This window comes from Anaeromyxobacter terrae, assembly GCF_022690685.1.
GTDB classification, from domain to species: Bacteria; Myxococcota; Myxococcia; order Myxococcales; family Anaeromyxobacteraceae; genus Anaeromyxobacter; species Anaeromyxobacter terrae.
Window position 1 is genome coordinate 79423 of sequence record NZ_JALCYY010000014.1, and the last position, 22293, is coordinate 101715.

19 protein-coding genes and 1 tRNA gene are annotated in these 22293 nt (G+C 73.6%); 10 read left to right on the plus strand and 10 right to left on the minus strand.

Translation table 11 applies throughout. From position 1 onward, the window contains the following. Positions 1-80 precede the first annotated feature (80 nt). Positions 81-1502 carry a M16 family metallopeptidase gene (locus tag MNY62_RS08650; protein WP_242343749.1) on the minus strand — a complete coding sequence of 474 codons (1422 nt, stop codon included), beginning with the start codon at positions 1500-1502 and terminating at the stop codon, positions 81-83. Beyond that, positions 1499-3052 (minus strand): sensor histidine kinase, encoded by a 1554-nt coding sequence (locus MNY62_RS08655; RefSeq protein ID WP_242343750.1) that lies wholly within the window; start codon positions 3050-3052, stop codon positions 1499-1501. The genes MNY62_RS08650 and MNY62_RS08655 overlap by 4 nt, the downstream gene beginning before the upstream one ends. Positions 3053-3217: 165 nt before the next feature. On the opposite strand from MNY62_RS08655, the gene MNY62_RS08660 reads away from it, so the two are divergent. Then, entirely contained in the window at positions 3218-4039 is an 822-nt protein-coding gene (locus MNY62_RS08660) for a coiled-coil domain-containing protein (protein ID WP_242343751.1), read from the plus strand. A 30-nt stretch (positions 4040-4069) separates the two neighbouring features. On the opposite strand, the gene MNY62_RS08665 is transcribed toward MNY62_RS08660, so the two are convergent. Continuing rightward, a complete protein-coding gene (locus MNY62_RS08665) occupies positions 4070-4738 on the minus strand; it encodes a DUF1054 family protein (RefSeq protein ID WP_242343752.1) in 669 nt (222 codons plus the stop codon). Between the two features lie 81 nt (positions 4739-4819). Between MNY62_RS08665 and MNY62_RS08670 the strand changes: the two genes are divergently transcribed. The 3 genes from MNY62_RS08670 to MNY62_RS08680 all read left to right on the plus strand — a co-directional run bounded on the left by MNY62_RS08670 (position 4820) and on the right by MNY62_RS08680 (position 7438). Continuing rightward, positions 4820-5827 carry a helix-turn-helix transcriptional regulator gene (locus MNY62_RS08670; RefSeq protein WP_242343753.1) on the plus strand — a complete coding sequence of 336 codons (1008 nt, stop codon included), beginning with the start codon at positions 4820-4822 and terminating at the stop codon, positions 5825-5827. Next, positions 5824-6927: a helix-turn-helix transcriptional regulator gene (locus MNY62_RS08675; protein ID WP_242343754.1), complete on the plus strand. Its 1104-nt coding sequence runs from the start codon at positions 5824-5826 to the stop codon at positions 6925-6927. The genes MNY62_RS08670 and MNY62_RS08675 overlap by 4 nt, the downstream gene beginning before the upstream one ends. 145 nt (positions 6928-7072) lie before the next feature. Beyond that, complete coding sequence (locus MNY62_RS08680) at positions 7073-7438, plus strand: response regulator (protein ID WP_242343755.1); 366 nt, start codon at positions 7073-7075, stop codon at positions 7436-7438. A gap of 159 nt (positions 7439-7597) precedes the next feature. Here MNY62_RS08680 and MNY62_RS08685 read toward each other — a convergent pair whose 3' ends face one another. Further along, positions 7598-8479, minus strand: coding sequence for an NAD(P)-dependent oxidoreductase (locus MNY62_RS08685; protein ID WP_242343756.1), 882 nt, complete (start codon positions 8477-8479; stop codon positions 7598-7600). A gap of 175 nt (positions 8480-8654) precedes the next feature. Here MNY62_RS08685 and MNY62_RS08690 point away from each other — a divergent pair, with 175 nt between their 5' ends. Continuing rightward, positions 8655-9866, plus strand: coding sequence for a protoporphyrinogen/coproporphyrinogen oxidase (locus tag MNY62_RS08690; RefSeq protein ID WP_242343757.1), 1212 nt, complete (start codon positions 8655-8657; stop codon positions 9864-9866). Here the strand turns inward: MNY62_RS08690 and MNY62_RS08695 are convergent. The 5 genes from MNY62_RS08695 to MNY62_RS08715 all read right to left on the minus strand — a co-directional run bounded on the left by MNY62_RS08695 (position 9863) and on the right by MNY62_RS08715 (position 16411). After that, entirely contained in the window at positions 9863-12508 is a 2646-nt protein-coding gene (locus tag MNY62_RS08695) for an ATP-dependent Clp protease ATP-binding subunit (protein ID WP_279426342.1), read from the minus strand. The genes MNY62_RS08690 and MNY62_RS08695 overlap by 4 nt on opposite strands. A 113-nt stretch (positions 12509-12621) precedes the next feature. Continuing rightward, entirely contained in the window at positions 12622-13101 is a 480-nt protein-coding gene (locus tag MNY62_RS08700; RefSeq protein WP_242343758.1) for an arginine repressor, read from the minus strand. Then, positions 13098-15197, minus strand: a complete 2100-nt coding sequence (gene argJ, locus MNY62_RS08705) for a bifunctional glutamate N-acetyltransferase/amino-acid acetyltransferase ArgJ (RefSeq protein ID WP_242343759.1) — start codon at positions 15195-15197, stop codon at positions 13098-13100. Before argJ ends, MNY62_RS08700 begins: the two co-directional genes overlap by 4 nt. Position 15198: 1 nt before the next feature. After that, positions 15199-16233, minus strand: a complete 1035-nt coding sequence (gene argC, locus MNY62_RS08710) for an N-acetyl-gamma-glutamyl-phosphate reductase (protein WP_242343760.1) — start codon at positions 16231-16233, stop codon at positions 15199-15201. 94 nt (positions 16234-16327) lie between these two features. Then, a tRNA-Leu gene (locus tag MNY62_RS08715) sits at positions 16328-16411 on the minus strand. 118 nt (positions 16412-16529) lie between these two features. On the opposite strand from MNY62_RS08715, the gene MNY62_RS08720 reads away from it, so the two are divergent. Continuing rightward, the gene (locus MNY62_RS08720; RefSeq protein WP_242343761.1) at positions 16530-17309 is read left to right on the plus strand and encodes a hypothetical protein; all 780 of its coding nucleotides are present in this window, start codon (positions 16530-16532) and stop codon (positions 17307-17309) included. 124 nt (positions 17310-17433) lie between these two features. After that, entirely contained in the window at positions 17434-18438 is a 1005-nt protein-coding gene (locus MNY62_RS08725) for a hypothetical protein (RefSeq protein WP_242343762.1), read from the plus strand. 209 nt (positions 18439-18647) lie between these two features. Here the strand turns inward: MNY62_RS08725 and MNY62_RS08730 are convergent, their stop codons facing one another. After that, positions 18648-20045, minus strand: coding sequence for a protein-disulfide reductase DsbD family protein (locus MNY62_RS08730; RefSeq protein WP_242343763.1), 1398 nt, complete (start codon positions 20043-20045; stop codon positions 18648-18650). Between the two features lie 154 nt (positions 20046-20199). Between MNY62_RS08730 and MNY62_RS08735 the strand changes: the two genes are divergently transcribed. From MNY62_RS08735 to MNY62_RS08745, 3 genes are read left to right on the plus strand one after another with little or no spacing between them, the layout of a single operon-like run. Further along, positions 20200-21414, plus strand: a complete 1215-nt coding sequence (locus tag MNY62_RS08735) for an IscS subfamily cysteine desulfurase (RefSeq protein ID WP_242343764.1) — start codon at positions 20200-20202, stop codon at positions 21412-21414. A 13-nt stretch (positions 21415-21427) separates the two neighbouring features. Next, positions 21428-21889, plus strand: a complete 462-nt coding sequence (gene iscU / locus MNY62_RS08740) for a Fe-S cluster assembly scaffold IscU (protein ID WP_332842119.1) — start codon at positions 21428-21430, stop codon at positions 21887-21889. 31 nt (positions 21890-21920) lie between these two features. Beyond that, entirely contained in the window at positions 21921-22235 is a 315-nt protein-coding gene (locus MNY62_RS08745) for a HesB/IscA family protein (protein WP_242343765.1), read from the plus strand. The last annotated feature ends 58 nt before the right edge of the window (positions 22236-22293 follow it).

Here is a 22293-nt window from a genome sequence, read left to right on the forward strand (position 1 = left end):
GCGGAGCCGCTGACACGCCCACGGTTGATGGACATCACGACCGCCCCGAGAGGAGCGGCGTGCGGGGCCGGCTCCTCACTCTAAGTGGGGATGGCGGTCGTCGTGGTGACCAGGCGCGACAGGGCGGTGCGGTCTCGCCGGCCGGAGGGCCCGACCACGACCGCGACGAGGTTCCGCCGCCGGAACGTCTCGGCGGCGACGCGCTGGACGTCCGCGGGCGTGACCCGCTCCACGCGCCGGCAGCGCTCCTCGAAGCTCTCCGGCGCCGAGAGCACCTCGCCCGCGCCGTACCAGCCGGCGAGGTCGGCCGCGCTGTCGAGGGAGAAGGCGAGGGTCATGCGGTGGCGCCGCTGGACGCGCAGCAGCTCCTCCTCGGGCATCGGCTGCTCGGCGAGCTGGCCGAGGACCCGCAGGACCTCCTCGAGGACGCGCGGGAGCTTGCGCGGCGCGCACGCGCCGTCGACGACGGTCATGCCGGCGTCGGCGAAGGTGTCGATCCCGGCGTGCAGCGAGTAGGCGAGCCCGCGCCGCTCGACGATCTCGAACGGCAGCCGCGAGGAGAGCCCGTCGTCGAGGACGCGCCGGATGCAGAGGTGGACGGGGTAATCCGGGTGGCGCTCCGGCGGGCAGGGGAAGGAGACCGAGAACTCGGCCTGGGCGTCGTCGTGGTCGACGAGCTCGAGGCGCGGCCCGCCCGGCCAGGGCGGCGGGGCGAGGTCGGTGCTCGCCTTGCCGCGCGGCAGGCGCCCGAGGTGCTCCTCGGCGAGCTCCTCCACGTCGCTCGCCCGCACCGGACCGGCCACCGCGAGGACGAGGTTCGACCCGCTGTAGAAGCGCTGGTGGTGCGCCCGCACGTCGCTTCGCGAGATGCGCCGGACGATCTCCGGCGTGCCCGCGATCTTGTAGCCGAGCGGGTGATCGCCGAAGACGATGCGCTTCGAGAGGTTGTCCGGGTCGATGTCCCGCCCGTCCGCGTCCACCTCGTCGAGGATCTCCTCGAGGATCACCTCGCGCTCGACGTCCATCTCCTTGAGGAGCGGCCGGCGGATGAGGTCGCCGAGGATGGCGAGCCCGGTGCCGACCTCGTCCGGGTGGATCGGCGTGTAGTAGCAGCCGTGGTCGCGCGCGGTGATGCCGTTCAGGCTCCCGCCGGCGCTCTCCACCGCGGCGTTCATCGCGACCGTGTCCGGCCAGGCGACGGAGCCGCGGAAGAACAGGTGCTCGAGGAAGTGCGAGACGCCGTTCCGCGCGGCGGTCTCGTGTCGTGAGCCGGCGCGCACGTAGAGCGCGATCATGGCGGAGTGGAGGCCCGGCGCGCGCGCCGTGAGGACACGAAGCCCGTTCGACAGCACGGACCGGTGCACCTCGCCCCAGTTCTCGCGCGGCCGCCTGGGCCGCGCCGCGACGCGCTGGCGGGGATCGCCGGCGCGGATCATCGCGTCGGCCTTCTGCGGGAGGAGCTTTCGCCGCTTCCGCCGGATCTCGTGCCTCGGCTGCCTCATCTCGTACTCACGACCTCCGTGGGTCCTGCAATCTGCTCGTCCGCCGCCGCCGGCAGGCGGACGGCGAACGTCGTCCCTCGACCGACCGCGCTGTCGCAGCGGATCGAGCCTCCGTGCTCCTCGACCACCTGCCGGGTGAAGGCGAGACCGAGACCGGTACCGCGTTCCTTCGTCGAGTAGAACGCCTCGAAGATGCGCGTCAGATCCCCTGGGGGGATGCCCCCGCCCGTATCCGCGACCTCCGCCTCGATCGCGTCCCCCGCGCGGCGGGTGCGCACCGTCACGACCCCACCCGAGGGCATGGCCTCCCGGCTGTTGCGGAGCAGGTTCAGGAAGACCGCGCGGAGCTGGCCCTCGTCCGCCTGGACGGCGGGCAGGCCGGGCGCGAGGTCGCGCTGGAGCTCGATCCGCGCGGCCGACAGCTCGGGGGCGAGGAAGTCGAGCAGGCCGGCCAGGATCTCGTTCAGGTCCTGGCGCTCGAACGCCGGCTTCGGCAGGCGCGCGAACCGCAGGTACTCCTCGGCGACGCCATTCAGGCGGTCGACCTCGCGCGAGATGGCCGCCACGAGCTGCGTCGCCTCGCGGGGGGCGGGCAGCTCCGCGAGCTCCTCGGCGAGGAGCTCGGCGTTGAGCCCGATCGCGTTCAGCGGGTTGCGGATCTCGTGCGTGATCTGCGCCGAGATGCGGCCCACGGCGGCGAGCCGCTCGGCCCGCCGGAGCTCGTCGCGCTGCCGGCCGAGCGAGGCCGCCATGGCGTTGAACTCGCCGGCGAGCAGGCCGATCTCGTCCTTGCTCGCGACGTCCACCTTGCGCGTGAGATCGCCCGCCGCGACCGCCTTCACGCCCTCGGTGAGCGTCTGGATGGGCGCCAGGAGCCGCTGCGAGAGCAGGGCGGCGCCCACGCCGATCGCGAGCGCGCCGAGCGAGTAGAGGACGATGAGCGCGACCGTGCGGCCCTCGGCGCGCTCGGCCGATCGGACGCGATCGCCGATCTGGCTCTCGAGCGCGACCTGGAGGAGCTTCACGTCGAGCGAGAGCCCCTTCTCGAGCTGGCGGACCTCCTGCGCGCGCGCCTCGAACGCGCCCGTCGTCCGCGGATCCTGCCCCTCGCCCGCCTCGAGCGCGTCGAACAGCGCGCGCGCCTGCGTGTCGTACTCCGACCAGCGGGCCCCGAGCGCAGCGAGCCGCCCCTGCACGTCGTCGAGGAAGCGCGCGTCGTCCTCGCGGGCGAGGAGCCGCGCGTCGGCGATGACGCGGTTCGCCTCCTCGATCTTCTCGCGGACGAGCGCGGGGAAGTGCGCCCGCGCGACCGGGAGGTAGGCCTGGCGCGCGGCGCGATCGAGGCCGCGCGCCTCGAGGGCGCGGGCGGCGACCCAGTCCTTCGTCTCAAGCTGCGCCGCGATGCGGGTGAGCGGCAGGTAGCCGGAGGAGAGGAGCCGGAGGTCGCGCCGCGCGTCGTGCAGCCGGACGATGGCGAACACCGCGACCGCGCCGAAGGCGGCGAGGGCCACTGCGAAGGTGAGGAAGATGCGGGTCGCGACGCGGTGCATTCGAGGGGCGGGGATCCTAGCGCGGTCCGGAGGTGCGGCCCCGCCGAATCGTTCCTAACCTCCGGCGGAGCGGAGCGCGGCGGCCGGGCGCACGCCCGCCGCGCTCCTTCCAAGACGCTGGAAGGTCTGTTAGTTACCGGGGTCCTCCACCGGAGCACATCCGCCATGACCGGACTCTTCGCCTTCGTCGCCCTCGTCGGCGTCCTCGCAGCCGTCGCCTTCTTCCTCTCCGCCCGCGGTGCCCGCGCCGAGCTCGCCGCGCGCGCCGGTGATCGCGCGAAGCTGGAGGCGGACGCGGAGGCGGCGCGCAAGGCCGCCCAGGACGTGCGCGCCGAGGCGAAGAAGGCGCGCGAGGAGGCCACGGCGCTGCGCGGCGATCTCGAGCGCGCGAAGAAGAAGGCCTTCGAGCAGCAGGAGGCCGCGCGGCGCGCGGGCGGCGCCCCGGCGCTGCGCGAGGAGATCGACAAGCTCGGGGCGCGGCTCGCCGAGGCGCGCGCCGAGGCGGAGCACCAGGCGGAGCGGGCCCGCGCGGTCGAGGGCGAGCTGCAGAAGGTCGCGGCCCAGCTCGAGCGCGCGCGGAGTCGCCCGGTCGAGGCGCCCCCCGTTCCCGCGCCGGCCCCGACGCCCGCTCCGGCCGCCGCGCCCGCCGCCGACGACGGACGCCTCGCCGCCGAGAAGGATCGCGCCGACAAGGCCGAGTCGAAGCTCGCGGAGGCCCGCAAGCGCGTCGCCGAGCTGGAGCGCGATCTCAAGGCCATCCGCGGGCGGCTCGAGACCGAGAAGCGCGTCTACATGGTGCAGAAGGGCGAGCTCGAGCGCGCCGCCGATCGCGACGCCGAGCGGCGCCGCCCCCACGACACGCTCCGCAAGGAGCACGACGAGCTCGTCGAGGCGGTGCGGCAGGCCGCGCGAGAGGAGCGCCGCCTCGCCGAGAGCGCCAAGGGGAAGGGCGAGGGGAGCGAGCCCGCCGGCGGGAACGCCGCGTAGCCCCGCGGCGTCCCCGGGCGGACGGCGCCGTCAGGCGGGCTGCGCCTCGCCGCCCGCGGTCGGGTTCACGCTCGCGCTCGCGTTCGCGAGCAGCTTGAACACCGGCGCGAGATCGCGGAACACGCCGAGAAGATCGCCGAGCGACAGGCTCCGCGCCTCCTCGCTCGTCCAGGTGATCCCGACGTCCAGCCCCGCCGCGCCCGGGGTGAGGTCCTCCGCGAGCTCCAGCCAGAAGGCCACCGTGTGCGCCGGCGCGAGCTCGGGCAGCTCCTCGAAGTTCCAGTCCCGGAAGCTGCGCAGCTTGCGGAACGGCTTGCCCTTCCGCGCGAGGTTCGGCGCCTCGCGAACGAGCGCGCCCTGCATCGCGGCGCGCCTCGCCGAGTCCCCCTTCACCCCGACCCGCGCGTGCAGGTGCTCGCGTGTCGCGACCACCGCGAGGTAGGGCAGGCCGCGGTAGCCCTTCGGGCTCTCGCAGAACGTGACGAGCGCCTCGTCGGGCGCGACGCCCTTGCGGTGGACGACCTTGCCCGGGTGGACGAAGAGCTCCCGGCCGGCGACCCGGGAGAGGCCGGAGAGGCAGTGGTGCCCGAGCTCGACGAGCTTCGGCTGGAGCTTTCCCTCCAGCGCGGCGGACCGCGCGTCGGGATCGTCGAGCTCGAACATCCCGAAGTCGGGTGGACCGAGGCCGAGGCCTGCCATGAGCGCCCCCAGCGCGTTTGGGCGGGCGATCCTATCACACGTTGACGGCCCCGGCGGCGTGGGCCTAGGTTCAGCCCTCCGATGCAGAAGGACCAGCGGCTCCTCGACCTCGCGGCGTTCCTGCTCAAGGCCGCCGAGCCCGTCTCCTGGCGCGAGATCCAGGAGCAGTTCCCCGAGGACTATGGCGGGAAGGGCGAGGCCGCGATCCGCAAGTTCGAGCGGGACAAGGCCGATCTGCTCGAGCTCGGGATCCCGGTCCGCTACGCCGCGGGCGACGAGGACCTCCCCGCCGGCTACCTCATCGAGCGGGACGAGTTCTACCTGCCCGACCTCAAGCTGCCGCCCGAGGACCTCGCGCTCCTCTACCTCGCCGGCTCGGCGGCGCTCGCGAGCGGCACGTTCCCCTACGCGCGCGACCTCGCGCACGCCCTCAACAAGCTCTCCTTCGCCGCGCGCGCGCCGGGCGCGTCCGAGGCCGCGGCCCTCGCGACGCGTCAGCTCTCCGCGCCCGAGGAGGGCGACCCCGTGGACGTCGGCGCGCGCGTCGAGGAGCTCTCGCGCGCGGTCGCGCACCGGAAGCGCGTTCACGTCGTGTACCTCGGCGCCGAGCGGCGCCACACGACCGAGCGCGACGTCGACCCTTACGGCCTGTTCCAGCGCGGCGGCGCATGGTTCCTCGCGGGGTTCTGCCACCTGCGCCAGGCGATCCGCACGTTCCACCTGAAGCGCATCGTCTCCCTCGCCATGAACCCGTCGGCGCCCCGCACCCCGGACTTCGCGCCGCGCAAGGACTTCTCGCTCGCCGACTTCGCGACGCGCGAGATCTGGGAGTACGACGTCCACGGCGCGGTCCGCTGCCGGATCCGGCTCGACCCGCCCGTGCCGGCCGAGGTGATCGCCTCGTTCGGCCCGCGCGCGAAGCTCGCCGAGGACGGCGGCGCGACCTTCGTCGAGGTCGACGCCACGAACGAGGAGGGGCTGCTCCGGCACGTGCTCGCGCTCGGAGATCGCGCCGAGCTGCTCCAGCCGAAGGGCCTGCGCGAGAAGGCGCGGGCGGTGCTCGCCGGCCTCGAGCGGGGGCTCGCGTGACCGCGGCGAAGAGGCGCAAGGCAGAGCCCGCGGCGCCGGCGGTCCGTGCGTCCGGCGCCGCCCCGTCGCGGCGCGCGTCGCCGAAGGCCGCGTCGCCCAAGGCCGCGTCGACGAAGCCGGCCGCGAAGGCCTCCGCGCGGAAGGCCGCCGCCGCCGCGCCGCGGCCCGACCCCCGCGACCGGCTCCGGCGCGTCCTGTTCCTCGTGCCGTACGCGGTGCGCCACCCGGGGATCCCGGTGAAGGAGCTCGCGCGCCGCTGCGGCTGCACCGAGCGCGAGCTGCTCGAGGACCTCGACTTCCTCCTCGAGGTCGGCTCGCCGCCGTTCGCCCCCGACGACTTCCTCGACCTGTACGTCGAGGGGGACCGCGTCTACGTGGCGCTCCACCAGAGCTTCTCGCGCCCTCCGCGCTTCACCGAGAGCGAGGCCGCCGCGCTCGCCGCCGCGGCGCAGGCGCTCGGCGGCGAGGGGCGCGAGCGCGCCGTGAAGGCGCTCCGCGAGTCGGTGCCGCGCGACCGCCGCGCGAGCTTCGACGAGCTCGTCGGCCGCATCTACGCCGGCGCGCCGCCCGCGCGCGACTCGGTGCTCGGCCGGCTCCAGCGCGCGATCGCCGAGCGCCGCGCGGTGCGGCTCGCCTACCACTCCGCCTCGCGGGACGCGGAGACCGAGCGCGTCGTCCGCCCCTACACGCTCGCCCAGCGGTTCGGCCACTGGTACCTCTACGGCCACGACTCCGCTCGCGGGAAGGCGCTCGCGTTCCGGCTCGACCGGATCCGCGAGTGCACCGTCTCCGACGAGCGCTTCGATCCGCCGAGCGAGTCGGAGCTCGCGCGGGCGCGGCTCTTCTCGGAGGCGCAGGGGGAGCCGGTGCAGATCCGGCTCGGGCCGCTCGCCGCCGCGTGGGCGCTCGCCCGGCCCGGGGTGCGGCTCGTGGAGCGCGCCGAGAAGGGCGGGGCCGTCGTCGAGCTCGCCGGGACGAGCGACGAGTACGCCACCCGGTACGCGCTCTCGCTCGGCGGCGACGCCGAGGTGATCGCGCCGGCCTCGGCGCGGCGGCACTTCGTGGACGCAGTGCGGCGGACGCTCGCCCGCTACGGATGAACGTCCGAACAGCGGGGGCGAGGCTGGCCGGGGCAGGGCGCGCACCCTGGGTTCCGCAAGACCACCTCGCGCCAGCCGAGATACGGGTACTTCCCTGCGGCACGCGAGCCGCATCCCGGCCCGCCGCTGCTCTCGCGGAGGTGCCGTGGCCCGGGTTCTCATCGTCGACGACACCGACATCGTCCGCCGTGCGCTGGAGCTCGCCGTGCGCCGGATGGGACACGCCGCCGTGTCCACCTCCAGCTCCCTCGAAGCGCTGGCCCTCGCCCGAGAGCAGCCGCCCGATCTCGCCCTCGTGGACTTCCGCATGCCGGGCATGGACGGCGCGGCGCTGTTCCACGCGCTCCGCGAGGCGCTCGGAGAGCGCTGCCCGAAGGTCCTGTTCGTGTCGGCCACCCCGCCGGACGAGGTCGCGCGCGAGGTCGAGCGGATCGGTCGCCCGGCGGGCTACGTGAAGAAGCCGTTCCACCTGGATGATCTGGTGAGGGTGGTCGGCGAGGCGCTGGCCTAGCCGGCGCACGATCCTCGGCCTGCGCCGGGCGGACTCGTCGCTGCGCTGCTCGGCGTACGGAAGCAGTACGCCTGCGCTGCTCGCTCCTCTTGCGCCCGGCTCGGCTCGAGGCTCGTGCGCCGGGACTCCTCGGCCTGCGTCGGGCGAACCGGCGCGGCGCTACTTCTTCCCCGCCCACTCGAAGAACAGCTCCGCGATCGCCGCGATGTCCTCGTCGCCGCGCCCGCTCTCTGCGGCGCTGGCGAAGAGGCGGCGCACCGTCTCGTTCAGCGGCACCTTCGCGCCGAGGTCGGCGGCGGCCTCCTGCGCGAGGCGCTGGTCCTTCTCGGCGAGGGCGATCGAGAACCGCGGCGCGAAGTCCTTCCGCTCCACGAGCTCGCCCTTCATGAGGTAGAGGGGCGAGTGGAACGACGAGGCCTGGAGCACCTCCACGAGCCGCGGGACGGGGATGCCGCCCGCCCGGCCGAGCGCGAGCGCCTCGCCGAAGCCCGTGATCATCGCGCCGCCGATGGCGTTCACGCAGAGCTTCAGGAGCGCGGCCTGCGCGGGGTCGTCGACCTCGAACAGGCGGGCCGACACCGCGTGCAGCGCCGGACGGGCCCGCTCGCGCGCCGCCGCCGGGCCGCCGACCACGAGGACGAGCTGGGCCTGCTCGGCCGCGGTCCGCGATCCCAGCACCGGGCACGCGACGAACCGGGCGCCCCGCGCGCTCACCCGCTCGGCGACCGAGCGTGCGGCGCGGACGCCGGCGGTGCTCAGGTCGACGAGGACGTCGCCCTCGCGCAGCGCCGCGAGGGCGCCGTCCGGTCCCTCGAGCACCGCGTCGAGCGCGCGCTCGTCCGTGACGCAGCAGAGGACGAGGTCGCGTCCCGTCGCGCACTCGCGCGGCGACCTCGCGAGCTTGCCGCCCTTCGAGACGATGTGGTCGGCCTTCGAGGGCGTCCGGTTCCACACCGTGAGGTCGTGGCCGGCCTTCCGGAGGTTGTTCGCGATGGGCTCTCCCATCGTCCCGAGCCCTAGGAAACCGATGCGGAGTCGCATGTAGGCCTTGTAACCCGAGGCCGCGGACCCGGCCAACGTCACGGAAGCGGCGTGTGCGCCTGCCGCAGGTGCGGCGAACCCGCCTCTGGCGCGCTGCGGCGTTCTCTGCGACGCTTCCCCCGCTCGCCGGCCCCGCGCCGGCAGTCTTCACCCGAGGTTACGGAGCACGAGGCGCATGGCGACGGCGGACGTCATCGTGGTGGGCGGCGGGGTGAGCGGGCTCGGGCTCGCGTGGAAGGCGGCCCAGGCGGGCCGCAAGGTTGTCGTGCTCGAGCGCGAGGCGCGTGTAGGCGGCTGCCTCCACTCGGCCCGGAGGCCGGACGGCTACTGGTTCGAGATGGGCGCCCACACCGCCTACAACAGCTACGGCGCGCTGCTCGACATCGCGGTCGGCACCGGGATGGCCGGGAAGGTCAAGGAGCGCGGACCGGCGCGGGGTCACTTCGGGCTGCTCCGGAACGGCGAGTACCGCTGGCTCACGCCGCCCAGGATCCTGCTCCAGCTGAACTGGCTCGAGGCGGCCGTCCACTTCCCCCTCAACTTCCTGCGCAAGAAGGACGGCGAGACGGTCGGGTCGTACTACTCGAAGCTCCTCGGTCACCGGAACTACGAGCGGCTCTTCTCCCCGTTCTTCGCCGCGGTCCCCTCGCAGAAGGCCGACGGCTTCCCCGTCGAGGGGGCCGGGTCGCTGTTCAAGAAGCGGCCGCGCCGGCCGGAGTTCGTGAGGAGCTTCGGCTTCGAGGGCGGCCTGCAGTCGGTGTGCGACGCGGCGGCGGCCGCGCCGGGCGTCGCGGTGGAGAAGGGCGTCCGCGTGACGAAGGTCGCGCGCGCCGGCGCCGGCTTCGTCGTGACGGCCGCGGACGGGCGCAGCTTCGACGCGCCCATCGCCGCGGTCGCGGCCACGGTCGACCAGGCGCCCTCCCTCCTCCGCGACGACTTCCCCGCGCTCGCGAGCGCGATCGCGCGGGTGCGGACGGTCGCCGTCGAGAGCGTGGGCGTGGTGCTGCCGCGCGAGAAGTGCTGGATGCCGGAGTGCGCGTTCCTCGTGCCCATCGACGACGTCTTCCACTCCTGCGTGACGCGCGATCCGTTCCCGGATCCCCGCTTCCGCGGCTTCGCCTTCCACTTCAAGCCGGGCCTCTCGCGCGACGAGCGGCTCGCGCGCGTCTCCCAGGTGCTGCGCGTACCGGCGGCCGAGCTCGCGGACGTCGTGGAGCAGCGGGTCGTCCTGCCCTCTCCCGTGCTCGGCCACGCCGAGCTCGTGGCGGAGATCGATCGCGCCCTCGCCGGGCAGAAGCTCGCCGTGACCGGCAACTACTTCGCCGGCCTCGCCATCGAGGACTGCGTGCTCCGCTCCAACGCGGAGTGGGCGCGCCTGGGGGGCTAGGGCGGCGGCCCCGCCGGCTCCGCGGGCGGCGGAGCGGCCCGCAGCTCGGCCGCGAAGCGGAAGGCGCCCTCCGCGAAGTCCACCCGCACGCGCGCGCCCTCCGTCACCTCGCCGCGGAGCATCATCCGCGAGATCGGCGTCTCGAGCTCGCGCTGGATGGCGCGCCGGAGCGGACGCGCGCCGAAGCGCGGCTCGAACCCGCGCTCGACGAGCCCGTCGATCGCGGCGGGCGTCACCTCGAGCGAGATGGCCTGGCCGTGGAGCTTGCGGCGCGTCACCTCGAGGAGGCGCTCGACGATCCCGCTCATCTGCTCGCGCGTGAGCGGGTGGAAGACGACGATCTCGTCGATGCGGTTCAGGAACTCCGGCCGGAATGCGCCCCTGAGCGCCTCCATCGCCTGGTCGCGCATGTCGCGCGCCGCCTGGTCGTCGCTCCGCATGAACCCGACGGTCGTGCGGTAGGCGAGCGCGTCGGCGCCGACGTTGGAGGTGAGCACGACGATCGCGTTCTTGAAGCTCACCGTGCGCCCCTTCGCGTCGGTGAGCCGGCCGTCGTCCATGAGCTGGAGGAGCACGTTGAAGACGTCGGGGTGCGCCTTCTCGATCTCGTCGAAGAGCAGGACCGAGTACGGCCGCCGCCGCACCGCCTCGGTGAGCTTCCCCGCCTCCTCGTACCCGACGTAGCCCGGGGGCGCGCCCACGAGCCGGGAGACGGTGTGCCGCTCCTGGAACTCCGACATGTCGAAGCGGATCATCGCCCCCTCGTCGTTGAAGAGGTACTCGGCGAGGGCGCGGGCCGTCTCGGTCTTCCCGACGCCGGTCGGGCCGAGGAAGAGGAACGTCCCGATCGGCCGGTTGGGATCCTTGAGGCCGGTGCGCGCCCGGCGGACCGCCTCGGACACGGCGCGGATCGCCTCCTCTTGCCCCACGACGCGCTTCTCGAGCGCGCGCTCCATCTCGAGCAGCCGCTGCATCTCCTCCATGCGCAGCTTCTCGGCGGGGATCCCGGTCCACTCCGCGACGACGCGCGCCACGTCCTCGGGGTCGACCGACGGCTCCTGGGTGGAGCGCTGCTCGCGCCAGCCCTTGCGCATCTCGTCGAGCTCCGCCTTGAGCCCCTCGAGCTCCTTCTTGACCTCCGCCGCCTCGGCGTAGCGCTCCGCGGCGACGGCCTCGGCCTTGTCCTTCTCGCGCTGCGCGACGCGACCCTCGAGCTGGGAGAGCCGGTCCGGGCCGCTCGCCGCGGAGAGCCGCACCATGGCGGCGGCCTCGTCCATGAGGTCGATCGCCTTGTCCGGCAGGAAGCGATCGGTGACGTACCGGTCCGAGAGGTCCACGGCTGCGTCGAGCGCCGCGTCGGTGATCTTGACGCGGTGGTGGGCCTCGTACGGGTCGCGCAGGCCACGCAGGATCTCGAGCGTCTGCGCCGGGGTCGGCTCGGAGACGAGCACCGGCTGGAAGCGCCGCTCGAGCGCGGCGTCCTTCTCGATGTGCTTGCGGTACTCGTCGAGCGTGGTCGCGCCGAGCGCCTGGAGCTCGCCGCGGGCGAGCGCGGGCTTCAGGAGGTTCGAGGCGTCCATCGCCCCCTCCGCGCCGCCCGCGCCGACCACGGTGTGGATCTCGTCGATGAAGAGGATGATCTTCCCCTTGAGCTTGCGGATCTCGTCCATGAGGCCGGTGAGCCGCTGCTCGAAGTCGCCGCGGAAGCGCGTTCCGGCGAGCATCCCGCCGAGGTCGAGCGCGAGGACGCGCTTGTCCCGCAGCACCTCCGGCACGTCGCCCGCGGAGATGCGCTGGGCGAGCCCCTCGGCGATGGCGGTCTTGCCGACGCCGGGCTCGCCCACCAGCACGGGGTTGTTCTTCGTCTTGCGGGAGAGGACGCGGATGACCCGCTCCACCTCGGCCTCGCGCCCGATCACCGGGTCGAGCTCGCCGGCCCTGGCGAGCGCGGAGAGGTCGCGCGAGAAGCGGGCGAGGTTCGGCGGCAGATCGCTCCCCCGCGGCGGGGCCGCGGCTGCCCCCTCGGGCGCGCCGCCCTGGAGCCGCGCCTCGAGGGCCTGGGGATCGATGTCGCGGAGGAACTGCGCCGCGAAGCTCTCGCCGTCGATGACGATCGCCGCGAGGAGGTGCTCCGGGCCGATGAAGTCGTGGCCCCGCTGCGCCGCCTGCACGCGCGCGACCTGCAGGACGCGCTTCATGCCGGACGAGAGCCCGACCTGCTCCGCCTCGCGCGGCGCGCTGCGCGGGATCGCCTGCTCGAGCCGGGCCTCGTACTCCTCCACCGCGACCCCGGAGACCCGGAGCGCCTCGCGCAGCTCGGGGACCTCGTGCAGGAGCGCGAGCAGGAGGAAGTCCACCCCCACGCGCGGCTGGCCCCACGCGAGCGCCTCCTGCGCCGCGCGCTGGAGCACCCGCTGCGCCATCTCCGACAGGCGGCCGAGCATGCCCTCGCGCCCGCGCAGGCGTGGCCCGAACAGCCCCTCCATCAGGCTCTCCAGGGAGCCGAGCCGGCCCCCGCCGGCCATCGCGCTCGCGCAGTGATGGCAGAGCCGCACCGCCGCCTCCCGCCCGCCGTCCATCCGCCGCCGCAGCTCGATCGCCGCCGGCCGCACGCCGCAGTTCTCGCAGAGCAAGGTCGCCACGTCGGATCCCTCCGCCGCAAACGTAGGCTCCGTCCGCTCGCGACGAGGCGAGGAGATTCGGGGGAGCGGGGGGAGGACCGTGCGCCGAGCGGGCGCGAGGCGCGGCGCCGCGCCTACGCGGCCGCGCCGCCGCCGCTCGAGACGGGGGCACCGAGCAGCTCGCCGAGCCGGGCGGCGAGCCGGCGGGGGCGGAGCTCGCCCGCCGGCGCGACGAAGATCGTGTCGTCGCCGGCGATGGTGCCGAGCACCTCGGGCAGCTCGGCGAGATCGATCGCGCGGGCGATCGCGGGCGCGCTGCCGGGGTGGGTGCGGATGACCACGAGCGAGGCGTTCGAGGTCACCTCGGAGACGAGGCCGCGGAGCGTCCCGAGGCCGTCCGAGCCGCCGGCGCCGTCGGGGAGCTCGTAGACGGTGCCGCCCTCCGGGCGTGACACGCGGCGGGCGCCGAGCTGGGCGAGGTCGCGCGACAGGGTCGCCTGCGTCGCCTCGATCCCCGCGGCGCGCAGCGCGTCGAGGAGCTCCTCCTGCGTGCCGATCCGGCGCCCGCGGAGCAGGCGGGCGACGGCGTCCCGGCGGCGGCGCTGCGTGTTCATGTGGCGGTCACGAGGGAGCCCACCCCGCGGTCGGTGAAGAGCTCGGCGATGACGGTGTGCGGCTGGCGCCCGTCCAGCACGTGGACGCGCTCCACGCCGCCCGCGAGCGCGGCGAGGATCGACTGGGCCTTCCACTTCATCCCGCCGGTCACGGCGCCGGCCTGCACCCGGCGCGCGAGATCGAGGGTGTCGAGCTGGCGCACGAGCGCGCCGTCCGGGGAGGACTCGAGGATGCCGGGGACGTCGGTGAGGTAGATGAGCTTCTTCGCCCCGAGCGCCACCGCGACCGCGCTGGCGACCTCGTCGGCGTTGATCGACAGGCTGCCGCCCTCGTCGGAGAGGCCGATGGGCGAGATGACGGGGACGTACCCGCCGTCGAGGAGCATGCGGAGGAACTCCCGGTTCACCTCCACCACCTCGCCGACCTGCCCGAGGTCGCGCCCGGACTCGTGGGTCGCCTTCTTGGCGCGGAGGAGCCGCCCGTCCTTGCCCGACAGGCCGACCGCGCCCGCGTTCCGCGCGTTGAGGAGCGCGACGAGCTCCTGGTTCACCTTGCCGGTGAGGACCATCTCCACGACGGGCAGGCTCTGGGCGTCGGTCACCCGCATCCCGTCCACGAACTCGCTCCGCTCGCCGAGCTTCTCGAGCGTCGCCGTGATCTCGGGCGCGCCGCCGTGGACCACGACGGGCTTCAGCCCCACCTTCTTGAGGAGGTACACGTCCTCGGCGAACGCCTCCTTGAGGCTGTCCTTCACCATCGCCGCGCCGCCGTACTTGATGACGGCGATCTGGCCGGAGAAGGCGGCGATGTACTTGAGCGCCTCGGCGAGGAGCGCGCGCTTGAAGGCGGGGCTGTAGTTCGAGACCCGGTCGTCCTTCGCGATGCCGCCGTCCGGCTTCTGGATGATGAGCGAGGTGTAGTCGGCGTTGATCTTCACGTAGTCGTAGGAGAGATCGCAGCCCCACGCGGTCGCGCGCGCCTCTCCGTCGGCGAGCTCCACGAGCACGTCGATCCGGCTCTCGCGCAGGCGCGTGCGGAGGTTCTCCCGGTCGAACTCGATGGGCGCGCCGCCGCCGAAGACGGCGATGCCCTGCAGGGACACGCGCGCCTTGAACGGATCGATGGGGTAGCCCGCCGCCCCGGCGCGGGCGCCGACGGTGGAGAGGATCCGTCCCCAGTTCGGATCCGCGCCGAAGAGCGCGGCCTTCACGAGGGGCGACGACGCGATGGAGCGGGCGCAGTCGCGGGCGGCCTCGTCGCCGGGCGCCCCGGAGACCACCACCTCCACGAGCTTCGTCGCGCCCTCGCCGTCGGCGGCCATGGCGCGGCCCATCTCCCCGAGCAGATCGCCGAGCGCGGTCTCGAGCACCGTGAGGTCGGGGCCCGGCTCGGCGATGCGGGGGTTCCCGGCGAGCCCGTTCGCGAGCGCGATCACGCAGTCGTTCGTGGACATCTCGCCGTCCACGGTGACCATGTTGAGCGTCTTCTGGACCGCGCGGGAGAGCGCCTCCTGCAGGGCCTTCGGCGTCACGGCGGCGTCGGTCGTGACGAGGCACATCGTCGTCGCGAGCTGCGGCGCGAGCATCCCCGAGCCCTTGCAGATCGCCGACACGACCGCGGCCTTCCCGCCGAGCGTCACCTCGCGCGCGGCCATCTTCGGCCGCGTGTCGGTGGTCATGATCGCCTCGGCGGCGAGGTCGGGGTGATCGCCGAGCTGATCCACGAGCGCGGGCAGGGCGGTCACGATCTTCATCGCCGGGAGCCGCGCGCCGATGACGCCGGTGGAGGCGGTGAGCACGGCGCGCTTCTGCACGCCGAGCGCGTCCGCGACCGCGCTCCGGATCACCGCGACGTCGTCGAGGCCGGCGGGCCCGGTGAGCGCGTTCGCGTTCCCGGAGTTCGCCACGATGGCGCGGATCCCCTCGGCGGGGACGCGCGGGCGCGCGTCCTGGATCGGCGCGGCGGCGGCCTTGTTGATGGTGAAGACGCCGGCCGCGGCGGCGGGATGATCCGACACGACGAGGGCGAGATCGCGCCGCTGGGGCTTGAGCCCGCACGCGACGCCGCCGAACCGGAAGCCCTTCGGGATCCTCACGTCAGCCTCCGAGCAGCTCGAGCCCGGCCGTCTCCGGCCAGCCCATCGCGGCGTTCATCGCCTGCACGGCCTGGCCGGCGGCGCCCTTCACGAGGTTGTCGATGGCGGCGGTGGCGAGCGCGACCCCGGCGCGCGCGTCGACCGCGACGCCGACGTGGGCGCGGTTCGTGTGGAGCACGTCCTTCACCATGACCTTGTCCGCGGCGAGCACCTTCACGAAGGGCTCCTCCGCGTAGGCGGCGCGGAGCGCACCCTCGAGATCGGCCTGCCGCGCGCCGCCCGCGAGCCGGAGCGCGACGGAGGAGAGGATCCCGCGGCGGATGGGGACGAGCACCGGCGTGAACGCGATGGGCCCGCAGGCGCCGGCGTGGCGCAGCACCGTCTGCTCGATCTCGGGGACGTGCTGGTGGCGGCCGAGGCGGTAGGCGCGCAGGTCGTCCGCGACCTCGACGAAGCTGTAGTCCTCGCTCGCCTTGCGGCCGGCGCCGGACACGCCGGAGAGGCCGGTGACGACGATCCCTTCCGGCGCCACGAGCCGCGCCTTCACGAGCGGCGCCACCGCGAGCGCGATCGAGGTCGCGTAGCAGCCTGGGTTCGTGACGAGCCGGGCCCCGGGGAGGGTGGCCCGCGCGAGCTCGGGGAGGCCGTAGCGCGCCTCCGCGAGGAGCTCGGGCGCGGGGTGAGAGAACCCGTACCAGGCCGGATAGGCGGCGGGGTCCTCGAGCCGGAACGCGCCGGAGAGATCCACGACCCTGGCGCCGCGGGCGAGGAGCTTCGGCGCGAGGTCCGCCGACACCTCCGAGGGCGTCGCCAGGAAGACGATCTCGCCGTCGGCGCGCGCGGCCTCGGAGAGCGGGCGGTAGCGCAGCGCGGCGAGCTCACCCGAGAGCGGGAGCCGCGCCCCGGCGGGCTCGTCGGCCCAGCGATCGGAGTACAGCGCCGCGACGCGGGCGTGCGCGTGGCGGGCGAGGAGCCGCGTCAGCTCGAGGCCGGTGTAGCCGGAGGCCCCGACCACCGATACCGGATGAACATGCATGGGTCTGCATATCTATGCAGACGCGCGGCGAACGTCAATAGCCGGGGGGCTGGAACGGAAACGGGCCGGCGGGAGCGTGTCCCGCCGGCCCGAGTGCCCAGGAGAGGATTCGAACCTCCACGGTTTTGAGGCCGCCAGACCCTGAATCTGGTGCGTCTACCAGTTCCGCCACCTGGGCTTTGGGGGCCACCTCATATGCTGCGCGCCGACGGGGTGTCAACCGGGAATCCCCCGGCCGCCCATCCGTTCCGTCCCTGCCGCGCTTCTCGCTAGAATGCGCCCTCCGGAGGAACCGCATGCTCGCCTCGCTCTTTGCTCTCCACCTCGTGCTCGCGACAGCCTCCGCGCAGGGCGCCCCCGCCGGCAAGCAGCCCCCGCCCGCGGACGACTGGCCCTACGAGACGCCACCCGGGCAGGAGCAGCCGCCGCCCCAGGCCGAGCCGGCGCGCCCGTCTCCCACGGCGCCGCACGCCGCCTCGCCTGCGCCGGGCACGGCGACGCGGCCTCCCCGCACCCTCTCGCTCCTCTCCGCGGAGCCGCTCGGCGGCGGGTCGGCCACGCTCGCCTGGGCCGGCTGGTCGTCGCTCGGGATCGCCTGGGCGCAGGGGCTCACGCCGCAGGACGACCTCGGCGCGTTCGCCGATCTCGACTGGGCGAAGACGGAGCTGCGCCTCGGCGGCTTCTATCGCCGCCCGCTCGGCACCGCGGGCGGCTTCGATCTCGCCGGCCGGGTCGGCCTGGCCTGGTACGCGAACTTCGGCGGCGAGTGGATCCACGACGAGAACCACAAGGACCGCGGCGTCGAGCTCGCGCCCGCGCTCGTCCTCTCCAAGCGCGCGATCGGCGGCGTCATCTCGCTCTCCGGCGAGACGCCCGTCACGGTGACCACCCGCTACGACGCCGGCGTGCTGTTCACGCCGCGCGCCGCCGCCTCCTACGAGACCCCGCTCTACGACGAGCTCACGGTCGGCGTCCGCGCCGCGATCGGCTTCCGCGTCGGCGCCGGCGACGCGCCGCTCCGCGACGGCATGGCCGATCTCCAGTTCCTGGTGCTCGCGGGCTACCAGGTCCTGTAGGCGGAGGTCGCAGGGCGGGCGCGCCGCACGCCGTCGTGGCGGCGTTCGACTGGACGGCCGCAGCGAGGGATGTTCTCTTTTGGTGACATCGACCCCGGCGCTTCGCCGGGTGGAGGGGGTCACCATGAGGAAGCGCATCGCGCTCGCCGCGCTCGCGGCCGCGCTCGCCGGCTGTTCCGATCCGAAGGTCGACCCGCCGGCGTCGCCGCTCGACACCTCCACCATCGCGGCGTTCTGCGACTCGATGCTGTCCGTCTACGCGGGCAAGTTCCAGTCCTGCTACCACGTGACGCCGGCCGCCGCCGCGGCCGAGCTCGATGCCTCGTACTGTCGCGCCCAGCAAGCGTTCGCGGACGCCGGCCGGCTCTCCTATGACGCCGCGCAGGCGGCGCGGTGCCTGGCCGAGATGCAGACCGCGAGCTGCGATCAGCTCTGGTTCTGGGACGATCCGGGCGCACCCTCCTGCGCGTCCGTCTTCGCGGGCCACACGTCGTCCGGGAGCGCCTGCGCGGTGTCGGAGGAGTGCGCGGGCGGCCGGTGCACGGCGTGGACGGCCGACTGCAGCGGCACCTGCGTCGCGTGGCTCGCTGCGGGGGAGGCGTGCGACGCCGATCCCTCGGGCTGCGGGCCCGGCCTCGCCTGCGACGCGGCCCAGGTCCCCGCGCGCTGCGCCGCGCCGATCTACGCGGGCGCGGGCCAGCCCTGCGGCGCCTTCGGGTGCGACGTCGGGCTCTGGTGCGACGCCGGCACCTGCCGCGCGAAGACCTCGACCGGCAGCTGTACGGGGGGGGCGGAGGCCTGCGTCGCAGGCTCGATCTGCATGGCGGCCGGTCCGGTCGACGCGCTCTGCGTGCCGCTCGTCGGGGTCGGTGACGCCTGCGGCACGACGGCGCTCTGCGGACCTGGATCGCACTGCGCCACGAGCGGGCGGTGCGAGGCGGATCCCGGCCCCGGCCAGCCCTGCGCCGTGAGCCTCTGGACCGACGGCTGCGCCGCCTCCTGGTGCGACGCGGGGACCTGCCGCGGGTACGTCGCGGCGGGCGGAGCGTGCACCGACCCCGCGCAGTGCGGCCCGCTCTCGTGCGTGTCCGGGGCGTGCGTCGACGACCGCGCGGCCTGCGTGCCCTGAGCGCTGTCCGCTTGGGTTGATCCCTGCTGCGGCGCACGCTGGCTGCCTGCGGCGGGCAGACTCGTCCCTGCGCTGCTCGACGTGCCTTACAGGCACGCCTGCGCTGCTCGGTCCTCGTGTGCCCGCCTCGGCGACGCCATCGTGCACCTCGCGACGGGCTCTACCCAAGCGAACAACGCTGTGATGCCCGGAGCGCCTGCGCCGTCGCGCTACCAGCGCGCGGCGCAGGCGAGCGCGCCCGCCGTCCTCGGGGCGGCCGGCGCGCCCTCGCAGGCCCTGTCCACCCCGCGCAGCCTGCCCACCATCTCCTCCGCGGCGATCGCGCCGGTGACGCGCTCGGGCACCTCCCGGCCGCGCGGGTCGATGAAGATCACGGTCGGCATCCCCACGATCCCGTACTTCTCCGAGAGCGCCTGGAACGCGTCCGAGCCGTCGGTCCCGTCGAGCTTCACCGCGACGAACCGGCTCGCCTCCTCGCGCACGCGCGGGTCTGCCCACGCGATCTTGTCGAGCTCCTTGCAGGCGGTGCACCAGTCGGCCCAGAAGTCGATGATGACCGGGCGGCCTGATGCCTTCGCGAGCGCGATCGCCTCCTCCTCGGAGTGGAGCCACGCGAACGCCGCGGCCGAGCGCGCTCGCTCCCGCGCGCCGGCGGCGCCCGCGGCGTAGACGATCCCGCCCACGAGCAGCGCGACCCCCAGCCCCTTCGCGAGCCGCTCGCCCGCCGGGCCGTGGAAGCTCCCGTGCAGCGCGCCGAGGGCGACGCCGAGCGCGGCGAGCGCCGCTGCCACGAACGCCGCCTCGCGGGCGGCCGAGAAGACCGGCTTCACCTGCGGGAAGGCGTCCTTCAGGAAGATGCCGGCCGCGGCGAGGAGCGCGACGCCGAAGATCGACTTCACCGTCTCCATCCAGGCGCCGCTCTTCGGCAGCGAGATGGAGAACGCGCCGATGAGGAAGAAGAGCAGCCCCATCCCCAGGGCGTACGTGAACATGATGCCGAGCCCGAACGCGACCGAGCCCTTGGCGGCGACGAACGTGAGCGCGGCCGCGAGGACCGGGCCCGTGCACGGCGCGGCGATGATCCCGGAGACGAGCCCCATCGCGAACGCGCCGGCGCGCCCCGCGCCGCCGACGCCGGAGAGCCGCGCCTGCAACGACGAGGGGAGCTGCAGCTCGAACGCGCCGAACATCGAGGCGGCCATGGCGGCGAGCACGATCGCGACGAACCCGATCACCCACGGGTTCTGCATCACGCTCCCGAACGCCTTGCCGGTGAGGGCCGCGCCCACGCCGAGCGCGGAGTACATCGCGGCGATCCCGAGGACGTACAGGCCGGAGAGGGTCATCGCCTCCGCCCGGGTGCCCGCCTTGCGGGCCCCGAAGATGGAGACGGTGATCGGGATCAGCGGGTAGACGCAGGGGGTGAGGCTGGTCGCGACGCCCCCCACGAAGGCCACGGCGAACGCGACGATCGAGCCCTCGGCGAGCAGGGTGCCGAGCTGGAGGTCGCTCTGAGCCCCGGCCGGGCCCAGACCGACGAGCTCGGGCAGCCACGCGACCGCGGCGAAGGTCAGCGCCGCAAGGAGGATCCGGGTGAGAAGGCGCATGTGTCCCTTGGGGAAAGGATAACGAAATTCTGCTGTGTCGCCCGGCGTTTGCTCGCGGTGCACGCTTGACCGGGTGGCTGATTTCCTTATACTCGACCCCGCCCGTCGACGTCCGGCGTGGCCTTCCCCTGCTGGTTAAGAGCCCTCGGGTGCAATGAAGATTCCCATCTACATGGACTACCACGCCACGACCCCGGTCGATCGCCGGGTGCTCGAGGCGATGCTCCCATACTTCTCCGAGCAGTTCGGAAACGCCGCCTCCAAGAGCCACGTGTTCGGCTGGCACGCCGAGGAGGCGGTCGAGTCGGCGCGCGAGGAGGTGGCGAAGCTCATCGGCGCCTCCGCCAAGGAGATCGTCTGGACGAGCGGTGCGACCGAGTCCGACAACCTCGCGGTGAAGGGGGTCGCGCAGTTCTACCAGTCGAAGGGCAAGCACCTCGTCACCTGCAAGACCGAGCACAAGGCGGTGCTCGACTCGATGCACGCGCTCGAGCGGCAGGGCTTCGAGGTGACGTTCCTCGACGTGGAGAAGGACGGCCGGCTCGATCCCTCCCGGCTCCAGGCGGCGCTGCGCAAGGACACGACCCTCGTCTCGATCATGCACGCCAACAACGAGACGGGCGTCGTCCACCCGATCGCCGAGATCGGGCGGATCACGCGCGCCGCGGGCGTGCTCTTCCACTGCGACGCGGTGCAGGGCATCGGCAAGATCCCCTTCGACGTCGAGGCGGCGAACGTCGACCTCGCCTCGATCTCCGCGCACAAGATGTACGGGCCGAAGGGCATGGGCGCGCTGTACGTCCGGCGGAAGCCCAGGGTGCGGCTCACCGCGCAGATGGACGGTGGCGGCCACGAGCGCGGGTTCCGCTCCGGCACGCTGAACGTCCCGGGCATCGTCGGCATGGGCAAGGCGGCCGAGCTCGCGCGGCTCGAGGGCGCCGCCGAGGCGGAGCGAGTGCTCGCTCTCCGCGAGCGGCTCCGGAAGGGGCTCCAGGCGGGCCTCGATCTCCTGACCGTGAACGGAAGCCTCGCGCACCGCGTCCCGGGCAACCTGAACGTCAGCTTCGCCTATGTCGAGGGCGAGGCGCTGATGATGGCCATCAAGGACGTGGCGGTGTCGTCGGGGTCGGCCTGCACGAGCGCCTCGCTCGAGCCGTCGTACGTGCTGCGCGCGATGGGCATCTCGGAGGACCTCGCGCACTCCTCGATCCGCTTCGGCCTCGGGCGGTTCACCACCGAGGAGGAGGTGGACCACGTCGTCCGCCTCGTGGTCGCCAAGGTCAAGAAGCTCCGCGAGATGTCGCCGCTCTACGAGATGGTGAAGGACGGCGTCGACCTGTCCCAGATCGAGTGGGCGAACCCCCACTAGCGAAGGAACGAAGATGTCGTACTCGGAAAAGCTCCTCGATCACTACGAGAACCCCCGCAACGTCGGCTCGCTCGACAAGGGCGACCCGGACGTCGGGACCGGGCTCGTCGGCGCCCCCGCCTGCGGCGACGTGATGAAGCTGCAGATCAAGGTGAACGGCGAGGGCGTCATCGAGGACGCCAAGTTCAAGACGTTCGGATGCGGCTCGGCGATCGCGTCCTCCTCGCTCGTGACCGAGTGGGTGAAGGGCAAGACCGTCGACGAGGCGCTGACGATCAAGAACACCGACGTCGCGAACGAGCTGAACCTGCCGCCGGTGAAGATCCACTGCTCGGTGCTCGCGGAGGACGCCATCAAGGCGGCCGTCGCCGACTGGCAGAAGAAGCACGGCCTCGCGCCGACGGTGAAGCCGGACACGGTCCAGGGCGATCGTGCCGCGCTGCTCGAGCGCGGCGTCCTGAAGTCGGGGATCTAGGGAGGCGCGACGGATGGCAGGAAACATAGACTTGAGCGAGAAGGCGGCGGTGCGGATCCGCGCCCTCTCGACGGAGAAGGGGACGCCGAACGGCGGCCTGCGCCTGGGCGTGAAGGGGGGCGGCTGCTCGGGCCTCTCCTACGTCATCGACTGGGCCGCGGAGCCCTCGAAGCACGATCAGGTGATCGAGCGCGACGGCGCGCGGCTCTTCGTCGATCCGAAGAGCGCCGTGTTCCTCGCGGGCACGGTCGTGGACTGGCAGCAGACGCTGATGCAGAGCGGCTTCGTGTTCCGCAATCCCAACGTGAAGAGCGCCTGCGGCTGCGGCGAGTCGTTCACCATCTAGTCGATCCGTGCTAGTGCGTTCCCGCTCCGCGCCGGGATCTCCCCGGGCGAGCGGGAAT

Bases quoted from the DNA above. Each gene is read 5' to 3' on its own strand.
- MNY62_RS08650 (WP_242343749.1), bottom strand. From the start codon at position 1,502: ATGAGGCAGCCGAGGCACGAGATCCGGCGGAAGCGGCGAAAGCTCCTC.
- MNY62_RS08655 (WP_242343750.1), bottom strand. From the start codon at position 3,052: ATGCACCGCGTCGCGACCCGCATCTTCCTCACCTTCGCAGTGGCCCTC.
- MNY62_RS08660 (WP_242343751.1), top strand. From the start codon at position 3,218: ATGACCGGACTCTTCGCCTTCGTCGCCCTCGTCGGCGTCCTCGCAGCC.
- MNY62_RS08665 (WP_242343752.1), bottom strand. From the start codon at position 4,738: ATGGCAGGCCTCGGCCTCGGTCCACCCGACTTCGGGATGTTCGAGCTC.
- MNY62_RS08670 (WP_242343753.1), top strand. From the start codon at position 4,820: ATGCAGAAGGACCAGCGGCTCCTCGACCTCGCGGCGTTCCTGCTCAAG.
- MNY62_RS08685 (WP_242343756.1), bottom strand. From the start codon at position 8,479: ATGCGACTCCGCATCGGTTTCCTAGGGCTCGGGACGATGGGAGAGCCC.
- MNY62_RS08690 (WP_242343757.1), top strand. From the start codon at position 8,655: ATGGCGACGGCGGACGTCATCGTGGTGGGCGGCGGGGTGAGCGGGCTC.
- MNY62_RS08700 (WP_242343758.1), bottom strand. From the start codon at position 13,101: ATGAACACGCAGCGCCGCCGCCGGGACGCCGTCGCCCGCCTGCTCCGC.
- argC (WP_242343760.1), bottom strand. From the start codon at position 16,233: ATGCATGTTCATCCGGTATCGGTGGTCGGGGCCTCCGGCTACACCGGC.
- MNY62_RS08720 (WP_242343761.1), top strand. From the start codon at position 16,530: ATGCTCGCCTCGCTCTTTGCTCTCCACCTCGTGCTCGCGACAGCCTCC.
- MNY62_RS08725 (WP_242343762.1), top strand. From the start codon at position 17,434: ATGAGGAAGCGCATCGCGCTCGCCGCGCTCGCGGCCGCGCTCGCCGGC.
- MNY62_RS08730 (WP_242343763.1), bottom strand. From the start codon at position 20,045: ATGCGCCTTCTCACCCGGATCCTCCTTGCGGCGCTGACCTTCGCCGCG.
- MNY62_RS08735 (WP_242343764.1), top strand. From the start codon at position 20,200: ATGAAGATTCCCATCTACATGGACTACCACGCCACGACCCCGGTCGAT.
- iscU (WP_332842119.1), top strand. From the start codon at position 21,428: ATGTCGTACTCGGAAAAGCTCCTCGATCACTACGAGAACCCCCGCAAC.